Source organism: Pseudomonas sp. TUM22785, assembly GCF_028198105.1.
Classification (GTDB): Bacteria; Pseudomonadota; Gammaproteobacteria; order Pseudomonadales; family Pseudomonadaceae; genus Metapseudomonas; species Metapseudomonas solani.
The window spans coordinates 6,066,644-6,091,493 of record NZ_CP116239.1 but is presented as its reverse complement, the minus strand read 5'-3'; the positions used below and the strand labels follow the sequence as shown (position 1 = coordinate 6,091,493).

9 protein-coding genes are annotated in these 24,850 nt (G+C 68.5%); 3 read left to right on the top strand and 6 right to left on the bottom strand.

All coding sequences use genetic code 11. The features are described 5' to 3' along the window. Positions 1–246 precede the first annotated feature (246 nt). The 5 genes from PI990_RS27710 to PI990_RS27690 all read right to left on the bottom strand — a co-directional run bounded on the left by PI990_RS27710 (position 247) and on the right by PI990_RS27690 (position 22,291). Positions 247–1,917, bottom strand: coding sequence for a ShlB/FhaC/HecB family hemolysin secretion/activation protein (locus PI990_RS27710; RefSeq protein ID WP_271659089.1), 1,671 nt, complete (start codon positions 1,915–1,917; stop codon positions 247–249). Beyond that, on the bottom strand, positions 1,904–15,988 hold the full coding sequence (locus PI990_RS27705; RefSeq protein WP_271659088.1) for a leukotoxin LktA family filamentous adhesin: 14,085 nt from the start codon (positions 15,986–15,988) through the stop codon (positions 1,904–1,906). The genes PI990_RS27710 and PI990_RS27705 overlap by 14 nt, the downstream gene beginning before the upstream one ends. Before the next feature lie 423 nt (positions 15,989–16,411). Beyond that, positions 16,412–19,222 (bottom strand): FAD-binding and (Fe-S)-binding domain-containing protein, encoded by a 2,811-nt coding sequence (locus PI990_RS27700; protein WP_271659087.1) that lies wholly within the window; start codon positions 19,220–19,222, stop codon positions 16,412–16,414. A gap of 74 nt (positions 19,223–19,296) precedes the next feature. Then, positions 19,297–20,442, bottom strand: a complete 1,146-nt coding sequence (lldD, locus tag PI990_RS27695; RefSeq protein ID WP_021222340.1) for an FMN-dependent L-lactate dehydrogenase LldD — start codon at positions 20,440–20,442, stop codon at positions 19,297–19,299. A gap of 163 nt (positions 20,443–20,605) precedes the next feature. After that, entirely contained in the window at positions 20,606–22,291 is a 1,686-nt protein-coding gene (locus PI990_RS27690; RefSeq protein ID WP_271659086.1) for a lactate permease LctP family transporter, read from the bottom strand. 316 nt (positions 22,292–22,607) lie between these two features. Here PI990_RS27690 and PI990_RS27685 point away from each other — a divergent pair, with 316 nt between their 5' ends. Continuing rightward, positions 22,608–23,375, top strand: a complete 768-nt coding sequence (locus PI990_RS27685; protein ID WP_031288869.1) for an FCD domain-containing protein — start codon at positions 22,608–22,610, stop codon at positions 23,373–23,375. A gap of 42 nt (positions 23,376–23,417) precedes the next feature. On the opposite strand, the gene smpB is transcribed toward PI990_RS27685, so the two are convergent. After that, on the bottom strand, positions 23,418–23,900 hold the full coding sequence (gene smpB / locus PI990_RS27680; protein WP_021222337.1) for an SsrA-binding protein SmpB: 483 nt from the start codon (positions 23,898–23,900) through the stop codon (positions 23,418–23,420). A 151-nt stretch (positions 23,901–24,051) separates the two neighbouring features. Between smpB and PI990_RS27675 the strand changes: the two genes are divergently transcribed. Together PI990_RS27675 and PI990_RS27670 are read left to right on the top strand one after the other, a co-directional pair. Then, positions 24,052–24,486, top strand: coding sequence for a type II toxin-antitoxin system RatA family toxin (locus PI990_RS27675; RefSeq protein WP_184491087.1), 435 nt, complete (start codon positions 24,052–24,054; stop codon positions 24,484–24,486). Beyond that, on the top strand, positions 24,479–24,790 hold the full coding sequence (locus PI990_RS27670) for an RnfH family protein (protein ID WP_271659085.1): 312 nt from the start codon (positions 24,479–24,481) through the stop codon (positions 24,788–24,790). Before PI990_RS27675 ends, PI990_RS27670 begins: the two co-directional genes overlap by 8 nt. The last annotated feature ends 60 nt before the right edge of the window (positions 24,791–24,850 follow it).

Here is a 24,850-nt window from a genome sequence, read left to right as displayed (position 1 = left end):
AACAATGACGTCCGAGACGGATAAGCCCGGGCTTGCCGACGGGCTTGTAAGCATGGACTGCCCGGTGAAACGCGCGGTTCAGTGTTTTTCTGGCGTCGCCAGGAGTGGGGCCGCCTCAGGCCCCGGGCTGAAGCCCGGGCTACGGCAGATAGAGCCGAAGGGGCCGCCCCGGCGCTAAAGCCCTGCCCACGAGATGGGGTCACATGGGCCGGGCTTCAGCACGGGAGCGGATTCGGGGCGTGGCGCTTAGAGGACCTTGAACACCACTTGCAGGTTGACGTAGGCGTTGTCCTGGTCGGAGCGCACCTTGGTCAGGGGCACGCCAAGGGTCACTTCGCCGCTGAGGCGCGAGGTGGCCTGCCAGTTGAAGCCGCCGCCCACGCTGTCCAGCTTCTCCGGCTGGCGGAACGAGGAGTCGATGCGCCCGTAGTCGTAGAAGCCGAAGCCGGTGAGGGCCTGGGTGACGCGGTAGTTGGCCTGCAGGTTGGAGTACATACCACCGTCGCCGGCCAGCTCGCCCTGGCGGTAGCCACGCACGGTGGAGGCGCCGCCGATCTGGAACAGCTGGCTGGAGGGCACGCCCTCGCGGTTGGCGTACTGCCAGGCGCCGCTGGCGTTCAGGTACCAGTCCGCGCTGAGGGCCTGGTAGAACTGCCAGTAGCCGACCCAGAGGCCGTAGTTCTCGCGGATGGCGGTGCCTTCTAGCTCGCTGCGGGCATCCTGGTAACCCAGGCCCACGCGCAGGGAACGGCCCGGCGCCAGGTACAGCGCGGTGAGGTCGGCCTGGGTAGTGCGCACGCGGTTCTCGTTGAGGAAGACGTCGGCGATGTAGTTCTTGGTGCGCTGCTCGCCGTAGGTCAGCTGGCCGGTGAGCAGCCAGTCCTGGTTGCTCCACAGCGGGTGGCTGATGAACAGCGAGCCGTTCTTCGAGTCGCTCTCCGAATCCAGGCTGCGGAAGGGCCCGTAGATGACCTTCGCCTTGCTCTTGCCGAGACGCCCACCGATGCGCCCGCCCAGGGTGTTGAAGGGCGCGTCGTAGGACAGCATGCCCACGCCCGAACCCCGGGAGCCGGAGAGGAAGGCGGAGAACACGTCGTCACGGCCGAGGGCGCCGTAGTGGCGGTACATCATGCCGCCGGTTTCTTCACCGGTGGATTCGTAGCCGTGGTTGTTGGCGAACAGGTCGAGGCTGTTCTGCGGCGGCTCGTTGACGTTCACGTAGACGTCGGTGAGGCCGTAGCCCTTGCCCGGCTGCAGCGAGGCGGAGAGGGTGCCGTTGCTCACGCGGTTGAAGCGCGACAGCTCGGCCTCCAGGCGCTTGGGGTCCACCAGCTCGCCGTTGCCGATGTCCAGGCGCTCGCGGATGAAGTCCTCGTTCATGTAGCTGTTGCCTTCCAGCACCAGCTCGCCGACGCGGCCTTCCACCAGTTGGATGCGCACGCGGCCCTGCTCGATGCGCTGTGGCGGCAGGATGGCGCGGGCGGTGACGTAGCCCTTCTCGTCGTACAGGCGGTTCACCGCCGAGATCAGCTGCTGCAGGTCGGCGAAGCCCACCTTGCGGCCGAGGTAGGGCTTGGCCATCGCCTCCAGCTGCTGGGCGTCGAGGATGGCGGTTTCGCTGAACACCACGGCGTCCAGCTGGAAGGCGAGGTTGGGGTTGTCGGGCAGCTTCTGGTCGCCCACCACCGGCACGTCGAGCGCCGGTGTGTCGTCTTGCGGACGGGCTTCCGGGCGCTCCTGGGCGCGCTGGGGCTGGCGCAGCAGCTCCGAGCTGATGGCACCGGGCAGCGCGCCGGAGGGCAGGGCCTCGGCGCTGGCGATGGCGGCGAACAGCAGCCCGGCCGCACCGAGCAGGAAGGGCGCGCGGCTGGCGACGGCCCGCAGGCCGCCGTTGGTGAGGGTCTTAGATGGAGTCATCGTCACTGCTCTGGGTACCGAGGTTGACCGCCAGCGGGGCGGTAGAGATTGCGTTGGCACGTTGCAGCGCCGGGCGCACGGGGTAGGCCGCGGAGTAGGCGGGCATCGCCTCCCCGCCGGTCTGGCGCAGGTCGGTGCTGAAGTGCGGGCGGGCCAGGTCGAAGGTGGCGTGGCCACTGGTGACCATGTTGCGGGTGAACACGCCACGGGCCGAGTTGAACCACATGGGCGCGCGGGAGCCGGTGGCGCCGCGGGTCTCCAGGTCCAGCGAGAAGCCCTTCCAGGGGATGTAGTACTGGAAGTCGCTGGCGTAGCGCAGCGCCGGGGTGGTGTTGTCCATCAGCGCGCTGACGTAGCCGGTGGTGAGCTTCATCTCTTCGCCGACGTGGCCGTTGACGATGTTGAAGCGCACGGCGTTGGAGCGGATGTCGGCGACACGGGCGGCCAGCTGCTCGTTGAGCACGTAGGGCGCGCCGGTGATGCCCAGGTCGATGCGGTCGGCCACGCCGCCCTGCAGGTGGGTGGCCCACAGGCGCAGCGGGGTGGTTTGCACGGTCTGGGTGACCTGGCCACGGATGCTTTCGGCGCGCAGTTCCAGGTCACGGGCGACGCGCACGTCAGCCAGATCCAGGTCGGTGGTGCCGAGCACGCCGTCGCCATCGCCCACCAGGTGGGCGGAGCCGGTGAGGGCATGCACGCGCTCGGCACGGGCCTCGCGGTGCAGGTGCAGGTTGACGTCGCCCACCGGGGTCTCGGCGTTGAAGTGGCCGGTGTCCAGGCGGATGGCGGCGCCGTTCTCGCCGATGCCGGTGGCGGCCACCAGGTCGACCTGGCCGGTGCCTTCGTCGGTGGTGCGGATCACCGAATCCTCATCGTCCATCAGGATGGAACCGAGGCTGGAAGTGACGGACACCAGGCCGTCCAGCACGCTGTTGGACATCACCAGGTCGTTCTGCGTGGCGACCACATTGGCACCGAGGCCGAACAGGCCCAGGGCGCCCTGCTTCTGCACGACGTTGAACGGGTTCAGCGCGGTGCCGATGTAGCCGGAGGTCAGGCCGTTGCCGTCCACGGCGCGCAGGTTGACCAGGCCGCCATCGAAGGTGGCGTAATCGCCCAGGGAGTAGAAATCGCCGTTGTTGGCCACCAGGTTGGTTTCGCCCTTCACGTCGATCTTGCCGACCACCACGTTGCCGTTGAGCACCACCACGTTGGCGGTGCCCGGGGCCACCAGGCGGTACACGGTGACCGGGTCGTTGCCGTTGTTGGTGACCTGGATGGGGTTGTCCGGCGAGCCGATGTTGCGCCCGGCGTCGATGTACAGGCCGCCGGTGACGGCGCCGGCGACGCCGGTGGCGGTCTGGTTGATCACGTCTCGGCCGGCGTAGACGTAGAGGGTGCCGCCCACGGTGATGTCCTTGAGGATCACGTCCTGGGAGGTGCCCACGTGGTAGTCGCCCTTGGCGTCGATCACCACCGGGTCCTTGGCTTCCACCGCCAGGTCGTAGCGCGGGCGCAGGGTGATGCGCACGGTGTCGCCGTCCACCTGGTCGGCCTGCAGCGTGCCCGGCTTGGCCTCGGCGAGGAAGGCCATCAGCTGGCTGGAGCTGTAGCTGTTGCCTTCCGAGGAGGAGAGCTGGGTGACGATGGGCAGGTAGCCGTCGGTGCGCTTGAGGGTGAAGACCAGGGTCTCCGACTCGGGCAGGGCCTGGGTCGGGTCGTTGTTCAGGCGGATCGAGCCCTGGGTGGCGGAGACGTTGGGCAGCGCGCCGGTGGAGGGACGGTCGCCCGCCACGGCGCCGGCGTTGATCACCGTGCCCAGCATGCTCTTGTCCCAGACCGCGCCGTGGGTCATCTGCGCGTACAGCTCGGAGTTGGTGTCCAGGCTGTACTGGAAGTTGGCCGAACGGTTCTGCAGCAGGCCCTGGTCGACGCCCGGCGCGCCGGCCAGGAAGCTCTTCGCCTCCAGGTAGCGGGCCTTCATGGCGCTGTTGATCTCGGCGTCGCTGGCGCTGTGGCCGAGGTTGGCGCTGACCTGTTCACGGTACAGATTGAGGCCCGCGCTGGTCAGGCTGAAGCTGCCGTCCGGGTTGCTGGCGCGCTCGCGGAGGGTCCAGTAGTCGCTGTAGTAGCGCTCCACCAGGTTCTCGTAGCCGTTGATGGTGCTCTGCGCGTGGTTGGCGTCGGTGAGGCCCATGGCCTCCCACTCGGCGATCTTCTCCTGCAGCTTGGCGTCCTGGTCCTCGCCCTTGGGCGCGGCACCGAGGATCTGCCCGCTCGGGGTGTTGAGCTCGACGTTGCCGAACAGCGACTCGATGTAGCCGACGTTCATGTTGCCGCTGCCCTGGGTGAGGGTGACGCTGCCCGGGGCGGAGGCGTTGATCTCGTTGCTCTGGGTGACCAGCGGGCTGTTCACGCCGCCGATGGAGCTGCCCGAGCCCGAGTGCAGGTTGAGCACGTCGCCCCCGATGGACACGCCCACGGCGTCGGCGTGCTGGTAGATGCCGCCGACGGCGTTGACGGTGACGTCGCCCGTGGTCTGGATCGACTTGGCGTAGAAGTCACCGCTGCTGGCCAGGAAGATGTCGCCCTGGCTGCTGGCGCTGACCGAGGCGCCGGCGACGCGGGAGTCGATCAGCTTCAGCGCGTCGCTGGCGCTGCCGATGCCGGCGCTGGCGTTGAGCACCAGGTCCTTGCCCTGCAGCGAGCCGCCGGCCTGCAGCAGCGAGCCGGTGACGTCGAAGGTGCTGGTGCCGACGTCGTTGCGGATGGTGCCGCCGATCAGCACGTTGGAGCCGGAATCCACCTGCAGGCGCGACTCGCTGTTGCCGACGAAGCGGATCGGGATGGCGTGGTCGGCCTTCACGCTGTTGGTGACGGTCATCTGGATGTCGGTGGCCAGGTCGAAGGTGGCACCGGCGTGGTAGCCGCCCCACTCGTCGCCGTCGGAGGTGGTGCGCACGGTGGTGTAGCCGATGTTGGCGTCGGCCCACTGCATGAAGGCCTTGTCGTCACCGGTGACGGCACGGACCACTACGTCGCCGGCGCTGGTCAGGTAGGCCTTGCCGTCGGCGGTGGCGATCTCGCTCACCCAGCGGCCCAGGTTGCCGGGGATCTCGTCGCTCTTGCCCGAGATGCCGGTGGGGCCGGTGTAGGTACGGGTGATGTGGTAGTCCTGGGTCCACTCGTAGCGGGCGCCGGCTTGCGGGTTGTAGGTGAAGTCACGGCCGATCACGCTCGCCAGGCTGGCGCCGGTGAGGGCGGTGGCGCCGTTGGCGTCGTTGTAGACCGAGACGCTGTCCTGGCCGGCCTGGTTGACGTACCACCAGGTCTGCGCGCGGCCGTCGCCCCAGTGCTTGAGGGTGTCGGTGATGCGCACCACGCTCTGGCCACCGTTGCCCAGGTCGATGTCGGTGAGCATCAGGTCGCGGCCGGTGGTGTTGTTGATCTCGACATCGCCGTAGCCGGAGTTGACGACGATGTTGCCCACCGTGTTGGTGTTGATGATGTTGCCGGTCAGCGACACCGAGCCGCCGCCGGCTGCATTGATGCGCTGCACCTGGATGCGCTGCTTGTCCGAATCCCAGTACACCACCGGCACCTCGTCGGCGCCGTTGCCGTCGGCGATGCCGCTGACGTTGTTCAGGCGCACCAGGCCGTTGCCGTTGGCGATGCTGGCGATCTCGGCGGCCGCGGCGGCGCCCAGGTTCAGCGACCAATCGGTGCGCGCGCCCACTTCGATGCCGGCGTTGATGTTGATGTTCTTGGCGTTGATCGCCAGGGCGCCGCCCACGCGCAGGGCGCTGGCGGTGGAACCGCTGGTGTCGGACTGGCCCAGGGCCGCGCTGTTCTGCGTCTTGTAGGCCTGCATCATGGTGTAGCGCCAATCCCACACACCGGTGTTGCCGGTCCAGAAGTCATGGTCGCTGGCCGACATGTTGCCGCTGTACTCGTAGGTGGTGTCCTTGTACCAGACGCGGTCGGCGGTGTTGTCGTCGTCGGTTTCCCAGTAACCGCGGACCATGCCGTCGAGGATGATCTGCTGGTCGGTGCCGTTGCCACTGCCGTAGTTGCGGATCAGGTAGTCGGTGAAGGCTTCCTTGCTGGTGAAGGCGTAGGAACCGTTGTAGACCACGTTGGCGGCGAACTCGGCGATGGCGTCGGGGACGTTGCGGCCGCTGCTGAGGCTGCTCGGGTTCAGGCCGTTGATGACGTTGGCCCACTCCGACTGCACCGAGGCCAGGTTCCAGCTGCGGCCCGGCAGGCTGACGAACAGGTCGCCGTTGGGCACGTTCATGCTCAGCTGGTAGCTCTCGATGGTGGCGAACTGCGAGACGTTGCCCGAGGTGTTGCTCAGCGAGGTGTGGCCCTTGAGGTTCTCGATGTCGCCGAGCACCAGGATGCCCGGGGCCGGGCTGGTGTTGCCCGCCAGGTTGGTGTCGTAGGTGTTCTCGATGACGATCGAAGGCACGCTCGGGCGCTGGGTGGCGTCGTAGTAGTCGGACTGCGAGCGCTTCACCTCGGTCAGGGTGGCGCCGCTGTTGGCCAGCTTGGCCGCGCCGGTGGAGGTGATGCTGCCGGTGCCCGCAGCGGAAACCAGGATGCCGTTGGTCACCAGGTAGTCGTCGGAGCTGTTGTGGATGATCACCGTCGGCGCGCCGTAGGCGGTCAGGTTGGCACCGGACTGCTGGATGCGGTCGGCACCGACGCGGATGTCACCGGCGCCGGCGATGATGTCGCCGATCACCAGGGTGTCCACGGTGGTGTTGCCGTTGGCGCCGGCGCCCAGGGACTGCGCGGTGCTGGCGCGCATCTGGGTGTAGAGGGCGATCTGGTCGCTCAGGCTGGTGTACGCGGCCGAGCCCGGGGTGAGGCCGGCGAGCTGCTGGTTGAGGCTGGCCAGGGTGGCGTCGATCTCGGCCAGCGGGCGGAACGCGTTGGCGCTGCCGGCGGCCTTGTATTGCACGGTCAGGTCGTTCAGCGAGGACACGGTGCGCAGCTGGTTGCCGTCCCAGTAGACCTCCTGGCGGTTGCCCGCGCCCGCCACCACACGGCTGTTGGCGAGGTTCAGGCTGGCCAGTTGGTTGACCCGGTCGGAGCGGGTGGTCTGCTCGCTGGAGAACAGCGCCAGGTAGGGGTTCTTGCCCACGCCGCCGCCGCTGGCGCTGACCGCGCCGTTGGTGGCGATCAGGTCGACGTTGCGCACCGAGCGCAGCAGGGCGCCGGTGCCGAACACCAGGTCGTTGGTGGTGGTCGCGGTGGCGTCGGCATCGAGAACCGCCGTCACCGGGATCAGGGTGTTGTTGACCACCACCGTGCTGGCGCTGGCGCGGATGTCGTTGGCCAGGTTGCCGTCGGCGCTCTGGCCGGCGCGCAGGCCGAGGTTGCCGTAGCCGAGCAGGTCGGCGTTGGCGCCGAAGCGGATCAGCTGCGCAGCGGTCAGGTCGATCTTCGAATCACCGCCACCGGCGCCCACCAGGCCGTAGACGTCCACGCGGGCATTGGTGCTGGCGCGGGTGTCGCTGTACGCGCCCACCTGCAGCAGGCCGCTGCTCTTCAGGCTCAGGTTGTCGCCGAAGGTCACCTGGTTGGTGACGTCCACGTCCATCTCGGTGCCCGCGTAGGGGGCGGCGATGGCGCCACCGGCGGAGAGCTTGCCGGTGTCGGCGGCGCGCATGGTGTTGTGGGCGCTCAGGCGCAGGTGGCCCTTGTCGATGTCCAGCGGGCTGCCCACGGTGGCCAGGCCGACGTTGTTGCCGACCTGGATGCGGGTGGTGTCGCGGATGGTGTTGTCGACCAGCACGGAGCTGCCGCTGATCACGCCGCCCGAGCCGGAGAAGGCCTCGGCACCGCCCTGGGTGATGGTGTGGGCTTCGACGTCGAGGCCATCGAGCGCGGCCACGCGGGCGCCGTCGCGCACCAGCACCTGGGTGGTGGCACCCAGGTCGAGGTCGATGAAGGTGCCCGAGGCACCGACCATGGCGGCCTGGATCGAGTCGCTGTCGGCGGCGTAGTCGAGGCGGTGCTCGGCCAGCACGTCGGTGCGGCCGGTGAGGATGTTGGTGTTGCCCAGCACGTCCACGGTGGTGGCGCTGGTGGCGTCGAGGTTGAGGGTCGAGGCGCTGCCGGCGACCACGCCGCCGCTGCCGGCCACCGCATCACCGCTGATGCCGTTGCTCCCGGTGGCGGAGAGGGCGAGGGTGCCGCCCACCAGGCCGGTAGCGCCGAAGCGCACGCGCTGGGTGGCGTCGATGTCGGCCAGGCCGACGTTGGCGCCCACGGCCAGCAGGCCGCCGACGGCGATGCCGGTGGCGTCGGTCTTGACCCGGGTGGCGTCGCTGGCCTTCACCGCGGCATTGCCGGTGATGGCGAGCTGGGTGCCCTGGCCGATATCGGCGAGCACATTGGTGTCCAGGTTGGCGCTGGCGACGGTGGCGTTGAGACCCATCAGGGCACCCCCGCTGGCGCCTACGGCCTGGGCTTCGGCGCTCTGGCTGCGGGTGCGCTGGGCGGCGGCGTCCACGTCCAGCGAGCCGCCGGTGAGGTTCACCGCGCCGGTGCCGGCCTGCACGCTGTTGTCCACCGAGGCGGTGGCGACGCTGGCACCGATGGCGCCGGCGCCCACGGAGGCGCCGATGGCGAAGGCGCGGGTCATCGGGTCGGTGCTGGCGCGGATGCCGATGGCGCCCTGGGTGGTGACACGGCTGCCATCGTCGACCCAGGCGCGGGCGCTGGTGCGGTCGCTGGCGGTGGCGACCACCGCGTTGCCGGCGACGATGCCGCCGCTGACGCCGACGGCGTCGACGTTGTTGCTGGAGCGCGCGCTGGCATCGACGGCGAGGCTGCCGGCGCTGACCTGCACGTTCTTGCCCACCAGTGCCTGTGCCTGGCCGGTGCTGCTGGAGGTGGCGATGCTGGCGCCCACGGCCACGCCGCCGGCACTGACGCCGACGGTCTGCGCCTTGAGCGCGTGGTCGAGGTCGGCGTCGACGCTGAGGGCGCCGCCGGCGGTGATGTTGGCGCCGTCGAGGATGCGCGCAGTGGTCTGGCTGGATTTCTCGCTCACCGCCACGGCGGCGCCGAGGCCCACCAGGCCGCCACCGCCCGCCTGGGCGAGGGCCTGGGTGGTGCCGTCCTGGCCGTCTTCGGCGCTGATGCGCACGTTGCCGCCGGCACGCAGGGTGCCGCCCAGTTCGGCGAGGCTGCGGTCACCGACGTTGATCACCGAGACGCCGGCACCGGCGCCCACCAGGCCGCCAGCCACACCGGCTGCCTCGCTGAGGGCATCGGTGCTGTTGTGGGCGCTGACGGTGACGTTGCGGCCGGCGTCCAGGGTGGCGTTGCCCACCCGTGCAGCGGCGGAGTAGGCGGTGCCGTCCGGGGTGCTGAGGAAGGTGTCGTTGGGGCTGATGGATTGCTGGTTGGCGTTGATGTCGGCCTGCAGCTGGCTGGAGCCGGCGAAGCCATTGCCCATCTGGCCGTTGAGGCCGGAGTTGCGAGCGACGCCCTGGGCGTTGCGGATGCTGTTGTCGAGGCTGCCGGTGGCCTGGGAGGAGGCGCCGGACGCGACGCTGACCACCGAGACGCCGGCGCCCGCGCCGACGTAGCCACCGCCGGCGGCGGCGATGGAGACGGAGTCGATGTCGCGGCTGTTCTCGGCTTCGACGGTGATGTCGCGGCCGGCCTTGACCGTGGCGCCGTCGCCGACGCTGGCGATGGCGCCGCTGCGCACCACCTGCACGTCGGCACCGGCACCGACGCCGGCCACGCCGCCGACACCGGCAGTGCCGAGCACGTCGGTGGTCTCGAGGCGGTCCTGGGCGTGCACGCGCACGTCCTGCTGGGCGCCGCCCAGCTGGGTGTTGATCTGGCTGCCCGCGCCGACACCGGCGAGGGTCTGGCCCTTGGCGACCAGCACGTTGACGGTGCCGGCCACGCCGGCGGTACCGCCACCGGCACCGGTGAAGCCGACGATGGTCACGTCCTGGGCGGCGCTGGCGTCGATGGCGGTGAGGCCGCTGGCGTCCAGACGGGTGGCGCCGGAGGTGGAGGCTTCGGTGCGCTGGTTGAGGTCGGTGACGATGATGGTGGCACCGACGCCGGCCACACCGCCGCCCGCTACGCCGCCGGCGACGATGTCAAGGTCGTTGTCGGCGTCGGCGGCGATCTCGATGCCACCGGCGTCGCTGCGCAGGTTGGAGCCCTGCACGTTGCTGAGCACGGTGCCGGCCAGGGTGGTGACGGCTACCGAGCCGTTGACCCCGGCGGTGCCGCCGATGGCGGCGCCGACGACCACGGCGTTGAGGTCGTGGGTGGCGCGGGCGTTGACGCCGATGCCGGCGTCGCTGCCGAGGGTGGCGTTGGCGACCAGGGCCTGGGTGTCGTGGTCGAGGATGTTGGTGGTGGTGGATACGCCGACCCCGGCGGTGCCACCGCCCGCGCCGGCACCGTTGCCGGTGGTGACGCGGGTGTGGTGGTAGGCGCCGACCTGGGTGGCGGCGTTGCTGTCGAGGGTGGCGCCGCTGACCTGGGCCAGGGTGGAGCCGCCGACCCTATTGACGGTGACCGCGCCGGCCACGCCGACGCTGGAACCGCCGCCGACGCTGACGGAAACGGTGTCGATCTCGTCGGTGCTGCTGGCGACGACGCCGATGCCCTTGATGCTGTCCTGCAGGGTGCGATCGCGCAGGTCGCTGCCCATGTTGCCGTTGAGCTGGCCGTTGTCGATGGCGCGGGCGGCACCCTGGCCGTCGGCGCTCAGGTGGGTGGACGCACCGGTGACCCGGGCGGTGGTGGTGCCTTCGAGCTGGTTGACCGCCACCGCGCCGGACAGGCCGACGCCGGACAGGCCCACGCCCAGGGCGCCGGCCACGGTTTCGATGTCGCTGTCGGAGCGTGCGGTCAGCAGCAGGCTGCCGTCGCTGTGGGCCTGGGCGCCGTCACCGATCTCGGCGAGGGTGGAGCCGCCGACCATGTTGACGGCCACCGAGCCGGCGACGCCGACGTTGTTGCCCACTGCGGCGCCTGCGGCCAGGGATTGCAGCTGCTGGTTGCGCAGGGCACTGACGCGCAGCAGGTCGCCGGCCTGGAGGTTGCCGCCGTTGATGCCGGCATAGACCGCGCCGGAGATCTGGTTGTAGGAACCGGCGATGCCGATGCCCGCACCCTGGCCACCGTAGGCCAGGGCACCGGTGAGGCTGCGGATGCGCGAGGCGTCCTGGGCGTTCACCAGCAGCGAGCCGTGGCTGGTCAGGCTGGAGTCATCGGTACGGGCGCTGGTGCGGTTGTCGATGGTGTTGATGGCGATGGAGCCGGCCACGGCGGAGGAGCGTGCGGCCACGGCGCCACCGGCGACCAGGGCGTTGATGTCGCTCTGCTGGTTCGCCTGTACGGCGATGCTGGCGGCTTCGGCGTCGCTGTCGAGGATCTCGGCGCTGACGCGGTCGCTGATGGTGTTGTAGCCGAAGCTGGCACCCACGGCGCCGTCGTTGCCGATGGCGGCCGAACCGGAGGCGGTCCAGATGCTGCTGGTGTTGCCGGCGTTCACCGCCAGGGCGCCACCAAGGTTGAGGTCGTGGCTGCCGCGCAGGGCGGCGAGGGTGTCGTGGTCCAGCTGGTTGATGGCCACGGCGCCGTCGAAGGCGTACTGGTTGGAGTAGCCCATGGCGGCGGCCACCGAGACCAGGTCGGCATCGCTGCTGGCATCGAGGCTGAGGCCGGCGTTGCTGTCGAGGCGGCGCAGGTCGTCGGCCACGGCTTCGGTGGCGCCGTCGATGCTGTTGATCGACAGGCCCGCACCGACGCCGGCCTTGCCACCGAAGCTGGCGGCACCGGCCACGGCGTGGATGCTGGAGTCGTCGCGGGCGCTGACGGTGACGCCGTCGACGGCATCGATGGCGCCGTCGGCGAGGCGCGCGCGGGTGGTGCTGTCGATCGAGTTGACGCTCACCGAGCCGGCCACCTGGTAGCTGCTGGCCGAGGCGCTGGCGGAGACGCCGGCGGAGATCGACAGGGCGCTGGCTTCGTTGTCGGCGGCGATGTCGAGGCGGCGCGCGGTGACGTCGCCGGTGGCGGCCAGTTCGGCCTCCACCAGGGAGTCCACGGTGTTCTGGGTGTAGGCACCGGCCAGGCCGACGCCGTTGCCGGTGTTGCTGGAGACGGCGGCGCCGCCGGCGATGGCGTGCAGCGCGGTGTCGTCGCTGGCCTGCACGTTGACCGCGCCGGCGTTGATGTCGAGGTTGTCGGTGATGCGCGCGCGAACCAGGTTGTCCAGGGTGTTTACCGCCGCCGAACCGGAGATGTTGATGCCGAAGGAGCCGGTGCCCTCGCGGGATTGCTCGGCGGGCTGGGTGCTGGGTGCCGGCGGTGCGGTCAGGGCTACGGACAGGGCGTAGTTGCCGATGCGGCCATCGGCGCTGGCACCGACCTTGAGGCCACCGGACGCGGCCACGGAGCCGGCGGCGAGCTGGGTGTCGCGGCTGCCCAGCCAGGCTTCGGTGGTGCGGTCGAAGTCGTGCACGCCGACGGCGACGCCGGCGGCCTTGCTGGTGGATTTCACCACGCCGCCGGTGATGGTCAGGCTGTCAGTCTCATCGCTGGCGTTGATGGTGATGTCGCCGCTGCCGCCGTTCTCGTCGGTCACCACCAGGTGGGCGCCGTCGTCGATGCCGGCGCGGGTGAGGTTGTCCAGCACGGAGACGGAGACCGAGCCGCTGAGGGCGTTGGTGCCGCCCTTGGAGCCGGCCACCGCGTAGTTGAGGATGTCGACGTCGGTGACGGCGTTGACGTTCAGCTCGCTGGCGTAGAGGTTCACCGCGCCGACGGTGGCCTGGGCGCTGTTGTTGTAGATGCCGGCGATGAGGCCTGCGCCGAAGCCGTTCTTGCCGCCTTCGTTGTTGAACAGACCCGGGTCGGCCGCGACGTTGACCATCTGCGATTCGGTGCGCGCTTCGATGTCGACGGTCTGCTCCTGGCCACGGTAGGCCAGGTCCTGGTTGATGTTGACGCCATCGGCGACGTCCACCTTGGCGTTGAGGCCGACGTGGTTGATGTCGACCATGCCGCTGAGGGTGGTGCCGCTATCCTGGGCGCCTTCGCCGGAGACGGCGGTGGCGGCGTTGACCCAGGTGCTGAACATCTGGCCTTCGTTGATGGTCTGCAGGAAGTCGCTGAGGTTGTCGGCGCTGAAGGCCTTGATCAGGTTGGACAGGCGGCTCTGGTCCAGCCACGGCAGGCTGGTCTTGGCGCTGAGGCTGAGGGCCTGCATGGCGTCCAGCTCGGCACCCGGGCGCACGGTCAGCACCGCGTCGTTGTCCTGGTTGCTGATGAGGATGGCGACGCCCACGCCGTTCTTCTTGCCGGTGCTTTCGGTGTTGAAGTCGAACGGCTTTTCGGCGTTCTTCTTGTCGGAGATCACCGAGGAGACGGTGGAATCCAGCAGGTCGGTGACCTCGGCGTTGAGGCTGGCATCCTGGCCGGCCTTGACCTTGGCCTGGCCGCCCAGGTTCAGCAGGGCCTGGTTGTCGTGGTTGATGTAGGCCACGGCGCCGGCGGCACCCAGTTCGTCGAGGAAGCCTTTGCTCTGCTCGCTGCCCTTCTTGTCTTCTTCTTTCTTGCTCTGCTCGAACAGTTTGGTCAGCAGTTCCTTGAGGCCGTCCTTGGTCTTGGCTTGCAGCTCTTCGTTCGGGTCTTCGCCGGCTTCGCTGAGCTTTTCTTCCAGGGTGGCGACGACCTTGTTCTCGTCGCCGAGCATCACGGCGGCTTCGTGGCTGTTGGACTGGGTGTCCACCTTGGCTTCCAGGGTGGCGTTGCCGCCGGCCTCCAGGGTGCCGTTGAAATCGTTGCGGGCCTGCAGGTCGGAGAGGGCGACCAGCACCGAGACGCCGATGGCGCCCTCGGCGTCGCCGGCCTGGGCGCTGACGTCGAACACCTTGACCTGCTCGGCGCTGACGCTGGCGTCGAAGGCGGCCTTGATCAGGCTGCCGGAGCCGACGGTGGTGGTGGCGCGGCCCTTGGCCGAGGTGACGTTGGCAGTGAGGGTGATCGGCAGGCCTTCGAGGGCGCCGGCTTCCACCGCGGTTTCCACGGTGGTGTCGGACTGGCTCTTGAGGTTGACGTTGCCGCCCAGGGATTCGATGCGGGCGTTCTGGCCGACGTTGAGCTGGGCGTCGGTGTTGGTCACCGAGACCACGGCACCCACCGGCAGGTCGGCGACCTCGGCCTGGGCGTTGGTGCTGGCGTGGGACGAGATGTTCACGTCGTTGCTGCCGATGATGCTCACGCCATTGCCGATGTTGACCTTGGACTGGGCGTCGAGCACCTGCACCGAGGCCAGCAGGCCGCTGCCGGCGAGGGTGTCGAGCAGGCCGCCGAAGAAGTCGTTGCCGCCGTCGTCGTCGGTCTGCACACCGGCATCGGCCAGGGCCTGGCGCTGTTCTTCCAGCTCGTCGTCGTCGAGGACATTGGCGATGGGGTGGCCGTTTTCATCGACGCCGTTGTACAGGCCGTCGCTGGACAGGCTGTCGGTCAGAGCGGTGGAGGATTCGGCGCTGATGGTGACCTGGCCGCCACGGATCTCGGTGCCGGCGCCCAGGGTGATTTCGGTCTTGTTGCTGCCCACGCCGACGAGGATGCCGGGGGTGAGCAGGGCGCCCTCGGCGGCGATGGCCTTGAGGGTGACGTCGCCGGCCTCGAAGGCGGCGTTGTCGGTGTGGGCGTAGAGCTTGGCGTTCTGGCCGAGGACGATGGTCGGCGCTTCCAGGGTGATGTCGCCGGAGTCGCCGACGGAGACCGCGTCGCGGTGTTCCTGCTGGCTGGCGGTCTGGTAGTTGGCGATGTTGCGGGTGGAGATCATCACGCCGTCGGCGACGTTGATCTTCTCCGACGCCTGCAGGCTGTAGTTTGTGCCGCCCAGGCGCTGGTCCTGGGTGAGGTTGATTTCGCGCGGGTCGATCAGCACGTGGCCGACGGCGCCGCCCTGGCCGGCCTTGGCCTCCAGGGTGCCGGCCCAGGTCACGCTTTCGTCGGCGGAGAGCTCGACCTGGCCGCCGTTGCCGCTGGTGCCGGCGTTGGCCGCCACGGTGCCGCCCTTGGCCAGGGTGCTCTGCTGCTTGGCCTTGATCACGACCTTGCCGCCGTCGGAGTGGGCGCCCTGGCCCGATGCGGAGACCTTGCCGCCGTCGGCGATGGTGATGTTGTGGCCGGCGCGGATTTCGATCTCGCCGGCGGACTTGCCGGCGACACCGTCGGTGTTCACCTGGCCGGCGATCAGCACGTCGTTCTCGGCGATGATGCGGATCTCGCCGTTGACCTCGGTGATGGCGGCGGCGCTGTCGAGGCCGTCGATGTTCACCAGTTGCTCGATGCGCGGCATGGCCTGCTGGCCGGCGGTGACGCGACCGCTGGCGCCGATGCCGACGTCGCGGGCGCTGAGGGTGACGGCGCCCTTGGCGTTGACCTGGCCACGGATGGACACCAGGCCTGATTCGGAAAGGGGCAGGTTGCCGGACTTCAGCTGGGCCACGGCGAGGTCGTCGATCTTGCCGTCGGCGCCGATCAGGCGCTCAAGGGAGGCGCTGTCGGGGGTGGTGACGGTGAGGGAGCCGACGTTGATCACGCCGGACTCGCCCACGACCATGCCGTGGGGGTTGGCGAAATAGATGTCGCCGCCGATCTGGCCGTTCTTGTAGCCGTTGAGGATGCCGTTGATCTCGCTGCGCTGGTCGCGAACGATGTTGATCAGGGCGTTGGCCGAATCCGGTACATAGAGGTTGGCGGTTTCGCCGCTGCCCACGTTGAACTGCGAGAAGGAGTTGAAGCCGTTGCCGTTGCGGATGGTCTCGGTGCGGATGTCGGTGACCGCGCCGTTCTGCACCACGCTGGTGGCCGTGCGCCCGTCCGTGACGATGCCCTGGGCATAGAGGCCGGGGCTCAGCAGGGCACCGATGGCCAGCAGGCCGGCGCCGCTGGCGGCCTTGCTCGATTTGGTCTTGCCCTGCCGCTTGGTGTTCTCCCCAACGACTTGCCAGACACCTTTGGCGTGGTTCCAGATGGTGCGATAGACGTGGTTCATTACGCGATCCTTGATGAGGGCCACCAGGGCCTGCCCCGTGGTCGTCGGGCAGTGCCTGCGTAGTGCGGGCCAGGGAAAGGGTTTGGGCGCGAGTATATGAGCGGGTCCCTGGGCCGAAACTGAGCAATGCTGACAATTGGCCATCATTTTTCGAGGCCATGATGGCCAGGCCTGGAGGCGCCGTGCTAGATGGGCTGCACGGTGTTTTCAGGGGCGTTCGCGTGCCGGGGTTCGCGGGCTCCAGGGCTGACATTTCGTCGGGAAGGGGAGGTGGGATGAAACCCAGTGCGGGTTGCGCCCGGGGTGCCGTTTCGCTTGCCGTTGCGCTTGGCCGGGAGGTGGGGGGGGGAGGCGTTTTTGCCGGGCAAAAAAAGCCCCGCACTGGGCGGGGCGCAATCCGTGCGATGCACGGCAGCTTGAGGTTCAGATGGCCCGTGGGCGGGTGACGCGATCCACCAGGTAGACCAGGCCGTGGTAGTCGATGCCGCCGTGCTGGGTGAGGCCGATTTCGCAGGTGCGGCTGGTGGAGATGCCTTCTTCGCAGACCTGCACGGCGTCCTTCAGGCTGCGCAGCGAGTGGGCGTTGAGCTCCGGGGTGGTGAAGCCCTTGTCGCCGGCGAAGCCGCAGCAGTGGATGCCTTCGGGCACCACCACTTCGCGGGTGCAGCGACGCACCAGGTCGATCAGGCCCTGTGCCTCGCCCAGGTGCTGGGTGCTGCAGGTGACGTGCACGGCGATAGGCTTGTCCTGGGGGGTGAACTCCAGGCGTTCGAGCAGGTGGGTGCGGATGAAGCGCACCGGGTCGAACAGGTCCAGACGCGGGTCGAGGCCGTCCTGCACCAGGCGCAGGGTGCAGGGGCTGGTGTCGCAGTAGATGGGGTCGAGGCCGCCGCGGCTGGCTTCCAGCAGGGCGTCGATCATCTCGCGGCGTTTGCTTTCGGCCTGCTCGGCGTAGCCCTTGGAGGCGAAGGGCTGGCCGCAGCAGAGGCTCTCCAGCTGGCTGGGGAAGACCACCTGGTAGCCGGCCTTTTCCAGCAGCATGCGGGTCTTGTCCACCAGCGGCACCTGTTCGCCATCGCTGGCGGCGGGGCCCATGGCGCGGGATACGCAGGCGGCCAGGTAGACCACGCGGGGGCGGGCGTCGTTGGCCGGCGGGGTGAACTGGATGGGCTTGGCGGCCTGGGGCAGGGCGGGGGTCCATTGCGGCAGGCGCCCGGCGGAGAGGCGGCGCAGGGAGCCGGAGGTTTTTTCCAGCAATGGCGCGCCGAGCAGGCGACGGGCACCGTCGGCCAGACGCAGGGTGAGGCGCGCGCCCTTGAGTGCGGTGGCGAAGTGGTCGGCTAGCCAGTCGGCACTGCCGGCGTGGTGGGCGACGCCGCCGCGCAGCTTGCGCACCAGGTCACCGGTGTTGATGCCCACCGGGCAGCGCTGGGCGCAGAGGCCGGTGGCGGCGCAGGTGTCGACGCCCTGGTAGGCGAAGGCCTCTTCCAGCTCGCGGGTGTCGATGCCAGCGCGCTTACGTGCCTGGATGTCGCGCCAGATGACGATGCGCTGGCGCGGGCTGAGGGTCAGGCCCTTGGAGGGGCAGACCGGTTCGCAGAAGCCGCATTCGATGCACTTGTCGACGATCTCGTCGGCGGCGGGCAGCGGCTTGAGGTTCTTCAGGTGCAGCTCGCGGTCCTCGCTGAGCACCACGTCGGGGTTGAGGATGCCGCGCGGGTCGAGCAGGCGCTTGAGCTGCCACATCAGTTGATAGGCGTCGCTGCCCCATTCCAGCTCGACGAAGGGCGCCATGTTGCGCCCGGTGCCGTGCTCGGCCTTGAGGGCGCCGCCGAATTCGACGGCGACCAGTTGGGCGACGTCCTGCATGAAGGCGTCGTAGCGGGCGACCTGTTCGGGGCTGTCGAAGCCCTGGGTGAAGACGAAGTGCAGGTTCCCTTCCAGGGCGTGGCCGAAGAGGATCGCCTCGTCGTAGCGGTGCTTGTCGAACAGCTCGATCAGGCGGTTGACCCCGGCGGCTAGCTGTTCGACGGGGAAGGTGACGTCTTCGATGATCACCGTGGTGCCGGTCTGGCGCACGGCGCCGACGGCGGGGAAGGTGTCCTTGCGGATTTTCCACAGCTGGTTGTAGACGACCGGGTCTTCGCTGAAGTCGACCTTCTGCTCCACCGGGAAGTCGGCGATGGAGGCAGTGATCTGCGCGAGCTGCTCGTGCAGCAGGCTGCCGCTGGCAGCGCGGGATTCGATGAGCAGGGCGCAGGCGTTGGCGGACAGGCCCTTGACCCAGGCGGGCATGCCGGGCTTCTCCTGCACCGAGCGCAGGCTGCGGCGGTCGAGCAGCTCGACGGCGGAGACGGGCTGGGTCTTGAGCACGGGCACGGCGCGGCAGCAGGTTTCGACGTCGGGGAAGACGATGAGCGCCGAGGCCTTGTGCGGGTGCTCGGGCACGGTGTCGTAGGTCACCGCGCTGATGAAGCCGAGGGTGCCTTCGGAGCCCACCAGCAGGTGGGTGAGGATGTCCAGCGGCTGGTCGTAGTCCACCAGGGCATTGAGGGACAGGCCGGTGGTGTTCTTCAGGCGGTACTTGTGGCGGATCTTCGCGGCCAGCTCGGGGTTGTCGCGGGTCTGCCGGCCCAGCTCGCCGAGCCGTTCCAGCAGCGCGCCGTGGGTGGCGTGGAAGGCGGCGACGCTGAGCGGGTCTTCGCTGTCGAGCAGGGTGCCGTCGGCCAGCACCAGGCGCAGGCCGGCGAGGGTGTGGTAGCTGTTCTGCGCGGTGCCGCAGCACATGCCGCTGGCGTTGTTGGCGACGATGCCGCCGATCTTGCAGGCGTTGATCGAGGCCGGGTCGGGGCCGATCTTGCGGCCGTAGGGGGCGAGCCAGGCGTTGGCCTGGGCGCCGATGACGCCGGGCTGCAGGCGGATCTGCTCGCCACCCTTGCGGATGTCGCGGCCGTTCCAGTTGTCGCCGAGGACGATGAGCACCGAGTCGCTGATGGCCTGGCCGGAGAGGCTGGTACCGGCGGCGCGGAAGGTCACAGGCACCTGTTCCGCGTGGGCGGCCTTGAGCAGGGCGATGACTTCGGCCTCGCTCTCGACCCGCACGATCAGCTTGGGGATCAGCCGGTAGAAGCTGGCGTCGGTGCCGAAGGCCAGGGTGGAGAGCGGGTCGTCGAAGCGCCGCTCGCGGGGGATCAGGCGCTCGGCGGTCTGGAGGAAGGCGGCGGGCAGGCTCATCGGTCGGGTCCTGTCATCAACGGTTGGCGCGGGCCGCTCGGGCGGCCTCGTCGGTTCGTTATGGGTGGGGCGGATCAGCGGCCGAGTTCGCGTACCAGCGAGTCGGCGCTGATTTCGCTGATGCTTTTGGCGCCGGTGAGCACCATGGCCACGCGCATTTCCTTGTCGATCAATTCCAGCAGATTGCTCACACCCGCGCCGCCTGCCGCGGCCAGGGCGTAGACGAAGGCTCGGCCGAGCATCACGGTGTCGGCGCCGAGGGCGAGCATGCGCACCACGTCGAGGCCGGTGCGGATGCCGGAGTCGGCGAGGATCTTCAGCTCGCCCTTCACCGCGTCGGCGATGGCCGGCAGGGCGCGGGCGCTGGAGAGCACGCCGTCGAGCTGGCGGCCGCCGTGGTTGGAGACGACGATGCCGTCGGCGCCGAAGGTGACCGCGTCACGGGCGTCCTCGGGGTCGAGGATGCCCTTGATGACCATGGGGCCGTCCCAGAATTCGCGGATCCACTCCAGGTCTTTCCAGGAGATCGACGGGTCGAAGTTGGCGCCGAGCCAGCCGATGTAGTCGGCCAGGCCCGTGGGGTTGCCCCGATAGGTGGAGATGTTGCCGAGGTCGTGGGGCTTGCCCAGCAGGCCGACGTCCCAGGCCCAGGCAGGGTGGGTCATGGCTTGCAGCACGCGGCGCATGGCGGCGTTGGGGCCGCTCATGCCGGAGTGGGCGTCGCGGTAGCGGGCGCCGGGCACGGGCATGTCGACGGTGAACACCAGGGTGGTGACGCCGGCGGCCTTGGCGCGCTCCAGGGCGTTCCTCATGAAGCCGCGGTCCTTCAGCACGTAGAGCTGGAACCACATGGGGCGCTGGATGGCCGGGGCCACTTCCTCTATGGGGCACACCGAGACGGTGGAGAGGGTGAAGGGGATGCCCTTGTCCGCCGCCGCCTTGGCCGCCTGCACTTCGCCGCGACGGGCGTACATGCCGGTGAGGCCCACCGGGGCCAGGGCCACCGGCATGGCGAGGGTCTCGCCGAACAGCTGGGTCTCGAGGCTCAGCTCGGACATGTTCTTCAGCACGCGCTGGCGCAGGGCGATGCCGGAGAGGTCCTCGACGTTGCGCCGCATCGTGTACTCGGCGTAGGCGCCGCCATCGATGTAGTGGAACAGGAAGGGCGGCAGCTTGCGCTGGGCGGCGGCGCGGTAGTCGGTGGAGGCGGAGATGATCATGGGGTCCCTACCGTTGAATGAAAGAAGCGTGGCACGTTGCGAGAGTCGAGCGAGCTAGAGCGAGACAAGGCGGAAATGGCCGAGGGAGCGGAGCCTACGACTGTAGGTGAGCATCTCCGAGGCCATTTCCAACGCCGTATCGCCGACGCGCAGCCGATCCGGCTTAGTGGACCAGCATGCCGGTGAAGACATAGGCCTGCGCCAGGGTGATCAGGCCGACGAAGGCGGCGAAGATCAGGCTGTGCTTCAGGGTGAAGCGGAACAGGTCCGATTCCTTGCCGACCATCCCGGTGGCGGCGCAGGCCACGGCGATGGACTGCGGCGAGATCATCTTGCCGGTCACGCCGCCGCTGGTGTTGGCGGCCACCAGCAGGGTGTCGTTGACGCCGATCTGGTGCGCGGTGGTGGATTGCAGGGAGCTGAACAGGGCGTTGGACGAGGTGTCCGAGCCGGTCAGGAAGACCCCCAGCCAGCCAAGGAAGGGCGAGAAGAACGGGAAGGCCGCACCGGTGCCGGCCAGGACCAGCGCCAGGGTGGTGGACATGCCCGAGTAGTTGGTGACGAAGGCGAAGGCCAGCACCATGCCGATGGAGAGGATCGGCCACTTCAGCTCGACCAGGGTTTCACCAAAAGTGGTCAGACCATTTTTAACATTGACCTTGAGCACCAGCATCGACAGCAGCGCGGAGAAGAAGATCGCGGTGCCGGTGGCGGAGATCGGGTCCAGCTTGAACACCGCCGGCATGGCCGTGGTGGCGGCGACGATGGGCGCGCCCTTGAGGACCAGCTGGTCCAGGTGCGGGATGGCGAACATGAAGACGAACTGCTCCAGCGCGCCACCCGGGGCGAACATCGCCTTGAAGGGCTTGAGGGTCCACATGGTCACCAGCACGGTGAGGATCAGGAAGGGCGACCAGGCCTTGAGGATCTCGCCGAAGCTGTAGGGCGAAGGCTCGGTGCTGCGCGGGCCGCCGAAGCCGCCGAGAACCGCTGCGCCGCCGGATACGCCGGCCACTTCGGTGCTCTGTGCGCTGGCGGGCTGCCAGACCTTGAGGAACAGGGTCAGGGATACCAGGCTGACCAGGGCGGAGGTGATGTCCGGCAGTTCCGGTCCGATGAAGTTGGAGGTGAAGTACTGGGTGATGGCGAAGCTGCCGCCGGCCACCAGGGCGGCGGGCCAGGTTTCCTTCACGCCGCGCCAGCCGTCCATCATCGCTACCAGCCAGAAGGGCACGAGGATTGACAGGAAGGGCAGTTGGCGGCCGGTCATGGCGCCGATCTTGAACGCGTCGATGCCGGTGACCTGGCCCGCGACGATGATCGGGATGCCCAGGGCGCCGAAGGCCACCGGTGCGGTGTTGGCGATCAGGCACAGGCCGGCGGCGTAGAGCGGGTTGAAGCCCAGGCCCACCAGCAGCGCGGCGGTGATGGCCACGGGGGCGCCGAAGCCGGCCGCACCTTCGAGGAAGGCGCCGAAGGAGAAGCCGATCAGCAGCACCTGCAGGCGCTGGTCACCGGTGATCGACAGCACCGAGCTGCGGATCACTTCGAACTGGCCGCTCTTGACCGTGAGTTTGTAGAGGAACACCGCCGCGACGATGATCCAGGCGATCGGCCAGAGGCCGTAGGCGAAACCGTAGCCGGCCGCGGCGAAGGCCATGTCGGCGGGCATGTTGAAGGCGAAGATGGCAACGGCGATCGCCAGGGCAAGGGTGATGGTGCCGGCGATATGACCCTTGAGGCGGAACACCGCGAGGGCGAGGAAGAAGAACACGATCGGGATCACGGCGACGGCAGCGGACAGGCCGAGGCTGCCGAGAGGGGTGTAGATCTGTTGCCATGCTTGCATGGTGGTTGGCTCCGTAATTGTTTTTGGAGTGCCTGTGGGCCGTCCGGGTAGGCGCGACGCTTTTGGCGTTGCAGCAGGCAGTGGCCGGATCTGGCGTACTTCGTCGAAATTGGTAATACCAATTTACAAAATCGACGGCTCAGGGTAAAAGTCTTACCGTGCGCATGTCAATTTCCTGTCCTACAACTTTGGTCGAGAGGGCGGCGATCGAGCTTTTCTTGTGCGCCGGACGGGGGCTGGTTAGGCTGCCGCCGGATATGCGCGGACTGCCGCGCCAGACTGCCCGGATGGGCTGTGGAAAAGAGGCGGGAGGGGTATGGGATTTGGTCAGGTGCGCCAGCGCCGTCTGTCGGATGACATCGTCAGTCACCTGGAGTCGATGATCCTCGAAGGCACCCTGAAGGCCGGTGAGCGGCTGCCGGCCGAGCGCCTGCTGGCGGAGCAGTTCGGGGTGTCCCGGCCGTCGCTGCGCGAGGCGATCCAGAAGCTGGTGGCCAAGGGTTTGCTGATCAGCCGCCAGGGCGGGGGCAACTATGTGTCCGCCGAGCTGGGCTCCACCTTCAGCGATCCGTTGCTGTCGTTGCTGGAAGGCAACCCGGACGCCCAGCGCGACCTGCTGGAGTTCCGCCACACGCTGGAGGGTTCATGCGCCTTCTATGCGGCGCAGCGCGCGACCTCGGTCGATCACGAACGCCTGCGCGACGCCTTCGAGACGCTGCAGGCTTGCTACACGCCCGGCAGCAAGGCGACCCGGGAAGAGGAGGGCGCCGCCGATGCGCGCTTCCACCTGGCGATCGCCGAAGCCAGCCACAACGCCGTGCTGCTGCACACCATCCGCGGCTTGTTCGAACTGCTCAAGCACAACGTGGTCACCAATATTGGAGGCATGTACCTGCAGCGCGGCGAGACCCGCGACATGCTGATGAGGCAGCACCGGGCCTTGTTCGAGGCGATCGTCGAGCGACGTGCCGAGGAGGCGCGGGAAATCTCGCACCAGCACATCGATTACGTGCAGGAGGTCCTGGCGGAAGGGCAGCTGGAGGCGCTTCGGATGGAGCGCGCGCAACGCAGGCAGGGAATCTGAAGCATCAGCCTTGCGGCTGGAGCGGCGACCGTGGGTCGGCGCTCAGTCTTCTTTGCCTTTGGTGCGCATGACGCGGGCGATCTCGCGATCGGAGTCGCGTTCCTTCTCGGTGGCGCGCTTGTCGAATTCCTTCTTGCCCTTGACCAGTGCGATCTCGCACTTGACCAGGTGGGCCTTCCAGTAGAGCGACAGTGCCACGCAGGCATAACCCTTCTGCTGGACCGCGCCGATCAGCTTGCTGAGTTCGCGCTTGTGCAGCAGCAGCTTGCGCGTGCGGACCGGGTCGGCGATCACGTGGGTGCTGGCGGTTTTCAGGGGCGTGAAGTGGCTGCCGAGCAACCAGGCTTCGCCGTCCTTGAGCAACACGTAGCTGTCCACCAACTGGGCTTTGCCGGCGCGCAGACTCTTGACCTCCCAGCCTGCGAGAGCCATGCCGGCCTCGAAGCGCTGTTCGACGAAGTAGTCATGCAGAGCCTTCTTGTTCTGCGCGATGGTGCCTTGGGGATGTTTCTTTTGCTTAGCCATAGGCGCGGCATTATAGGGAGTCCCAGGCGAGGCCGCTACGGCGGCGTAGGCTTGAGCGCGAGGGGTGAATCCCTGACAATGCGCGCTCTTTTTTTGACCAGCCGTGTTGCTCGCTCCGGCGCAGCCGACTGACCGACGTTCAGAGGCCCAGATGACCACCCATATCCAGCGCTCCGCTCTGCTGCCGTACCCTGCGCAGGCGCTCTACGATCTGGTCAACGACGTGGCGAGATACCCCGAGTTCCTGCCCTGGTGCTCCTCCAGTGAAGTGCTGGAGGCGAGCGAAACCGAGATGGTGGCCAGCCTCGGCGTGGCCAAGGGCGGGCTCAGTCAGCGCTTCGTCACCCGCAACCGGCTGGTGCCGGGGCAGGTGATCGAAATGAACCTGGAAGAAGGCCCATTCAGCGAGCTGCACGGCGTGTGGAGCTTCAAGGCGTTGGGTGAGAAGGCCTGCAAGATCAGCCTGGACCTGTCGTTCGACTACGCCGGCCCCATCGTCAAGGCGACCCTCGGGCCGCTGTTCAATCAGGCCGCGAATACCCTGGTCGACGCTTTCTGTCAGCGGGCCAAGCAGCTTCATGGCTGAGTCGATCGCTATCGAGGTCGTCTGCGCGCTGGCCGATCGTCAGCGCTTGCTGAGCCTGGAGGTGGCCGTGGGCACTACGGTGCGTGCGGCGGTGATGGCGTCAGGGCTGGCGGCGGAGTTTCCCGAGCTGGATCTGGCCACCTGCCCGCTGGGCATCTTTGGCAAGGCGCTGGCCAATCCCGAGGCGCGGGTGCTGGAGGAGGGGGATCGCATCGAGATCTACCGCCCGCTGCTCGCCGACCCGAAGGAAGTGCGCAAGCTCCGCGCGGCCCGTGCCGCCCAGGCGCGATCGGGAGAGGAATAAGGCGGCGAGTTGCATGACAAGCGCCCATGAAAAAGCCCGGAACCAGTCCGGGCTTTTTTC

What these genes read in the sequence shown, in the direction of transcription:
- PI990_RS27710 (WP_271659089.1), bottom strand. Translation starts at nt 1,917, where the DNA reads ATGACTCCATCTAAGACCCTCACCAACGGCGGCCTGCGGGCCGTCGCC.
- PI990_RS27705 (WP_271659088.1), bottom strand. Translation starts at nt 15,988, where the DNA reads ATGAACCACGTCTATCGCACCATCTGGAACCACGCCAAAGGTGTCTGG.
- PI990_RS27700 (WP_271659087.1), bottom strand. Translation starts at nt 19,222, where the DNA reads ATGAGCCTGCCCGCCGCCTTCCTCCAGACCGCCGAGCGCCTGATCCCC.
- lldD (WP_021222340.1), bottom strand. Translation starts at nt 20,442, where the DNA reads ATGATCATCTCCGCCTCCACCGACTACCGCGCCGCCGCCCAGCGCAAG.
- PI990_RS27690 (WP_271659086.1), bottom strand. Translation starts at nt 22,291, where the DNA reads ATGCAAGCATGGCAACAGATCTACACCCCTCTCGGCAGCCTCGGCCTG.
- PI990_RS27685 (WP_031288869.1), top strand. Translation starts at nt 22,608, where the DNA reads ATGGGATTTGGTCAGGTGCGCCAGCGCCGTCTGTCGGATGACATCGTC.
- smpB (WP_021222337.1), bottom strand. Translation starts at nt 23,900, where the DNA reads ATGGCTAAGCAAAAGAAACATCCCCAAGGCACCATCGCGCAGAACAAG.
- PI990_RS27675 (WP_184491087.1), top strand. Translation starts at nt 24,052, where the DNA reads ATGACCACCCATATCCAGCGCTCCGCTCTGCTGCCGTACCCTGCGCAG.
- PI990_RS27670 (WP_271659085.1), top strand. Translation starts at nt 24,479, where the DNA reads ATGGCTGAGTCGATCGCTATCGAGGTCGTCTGCGCGCTGGCCGATCGT.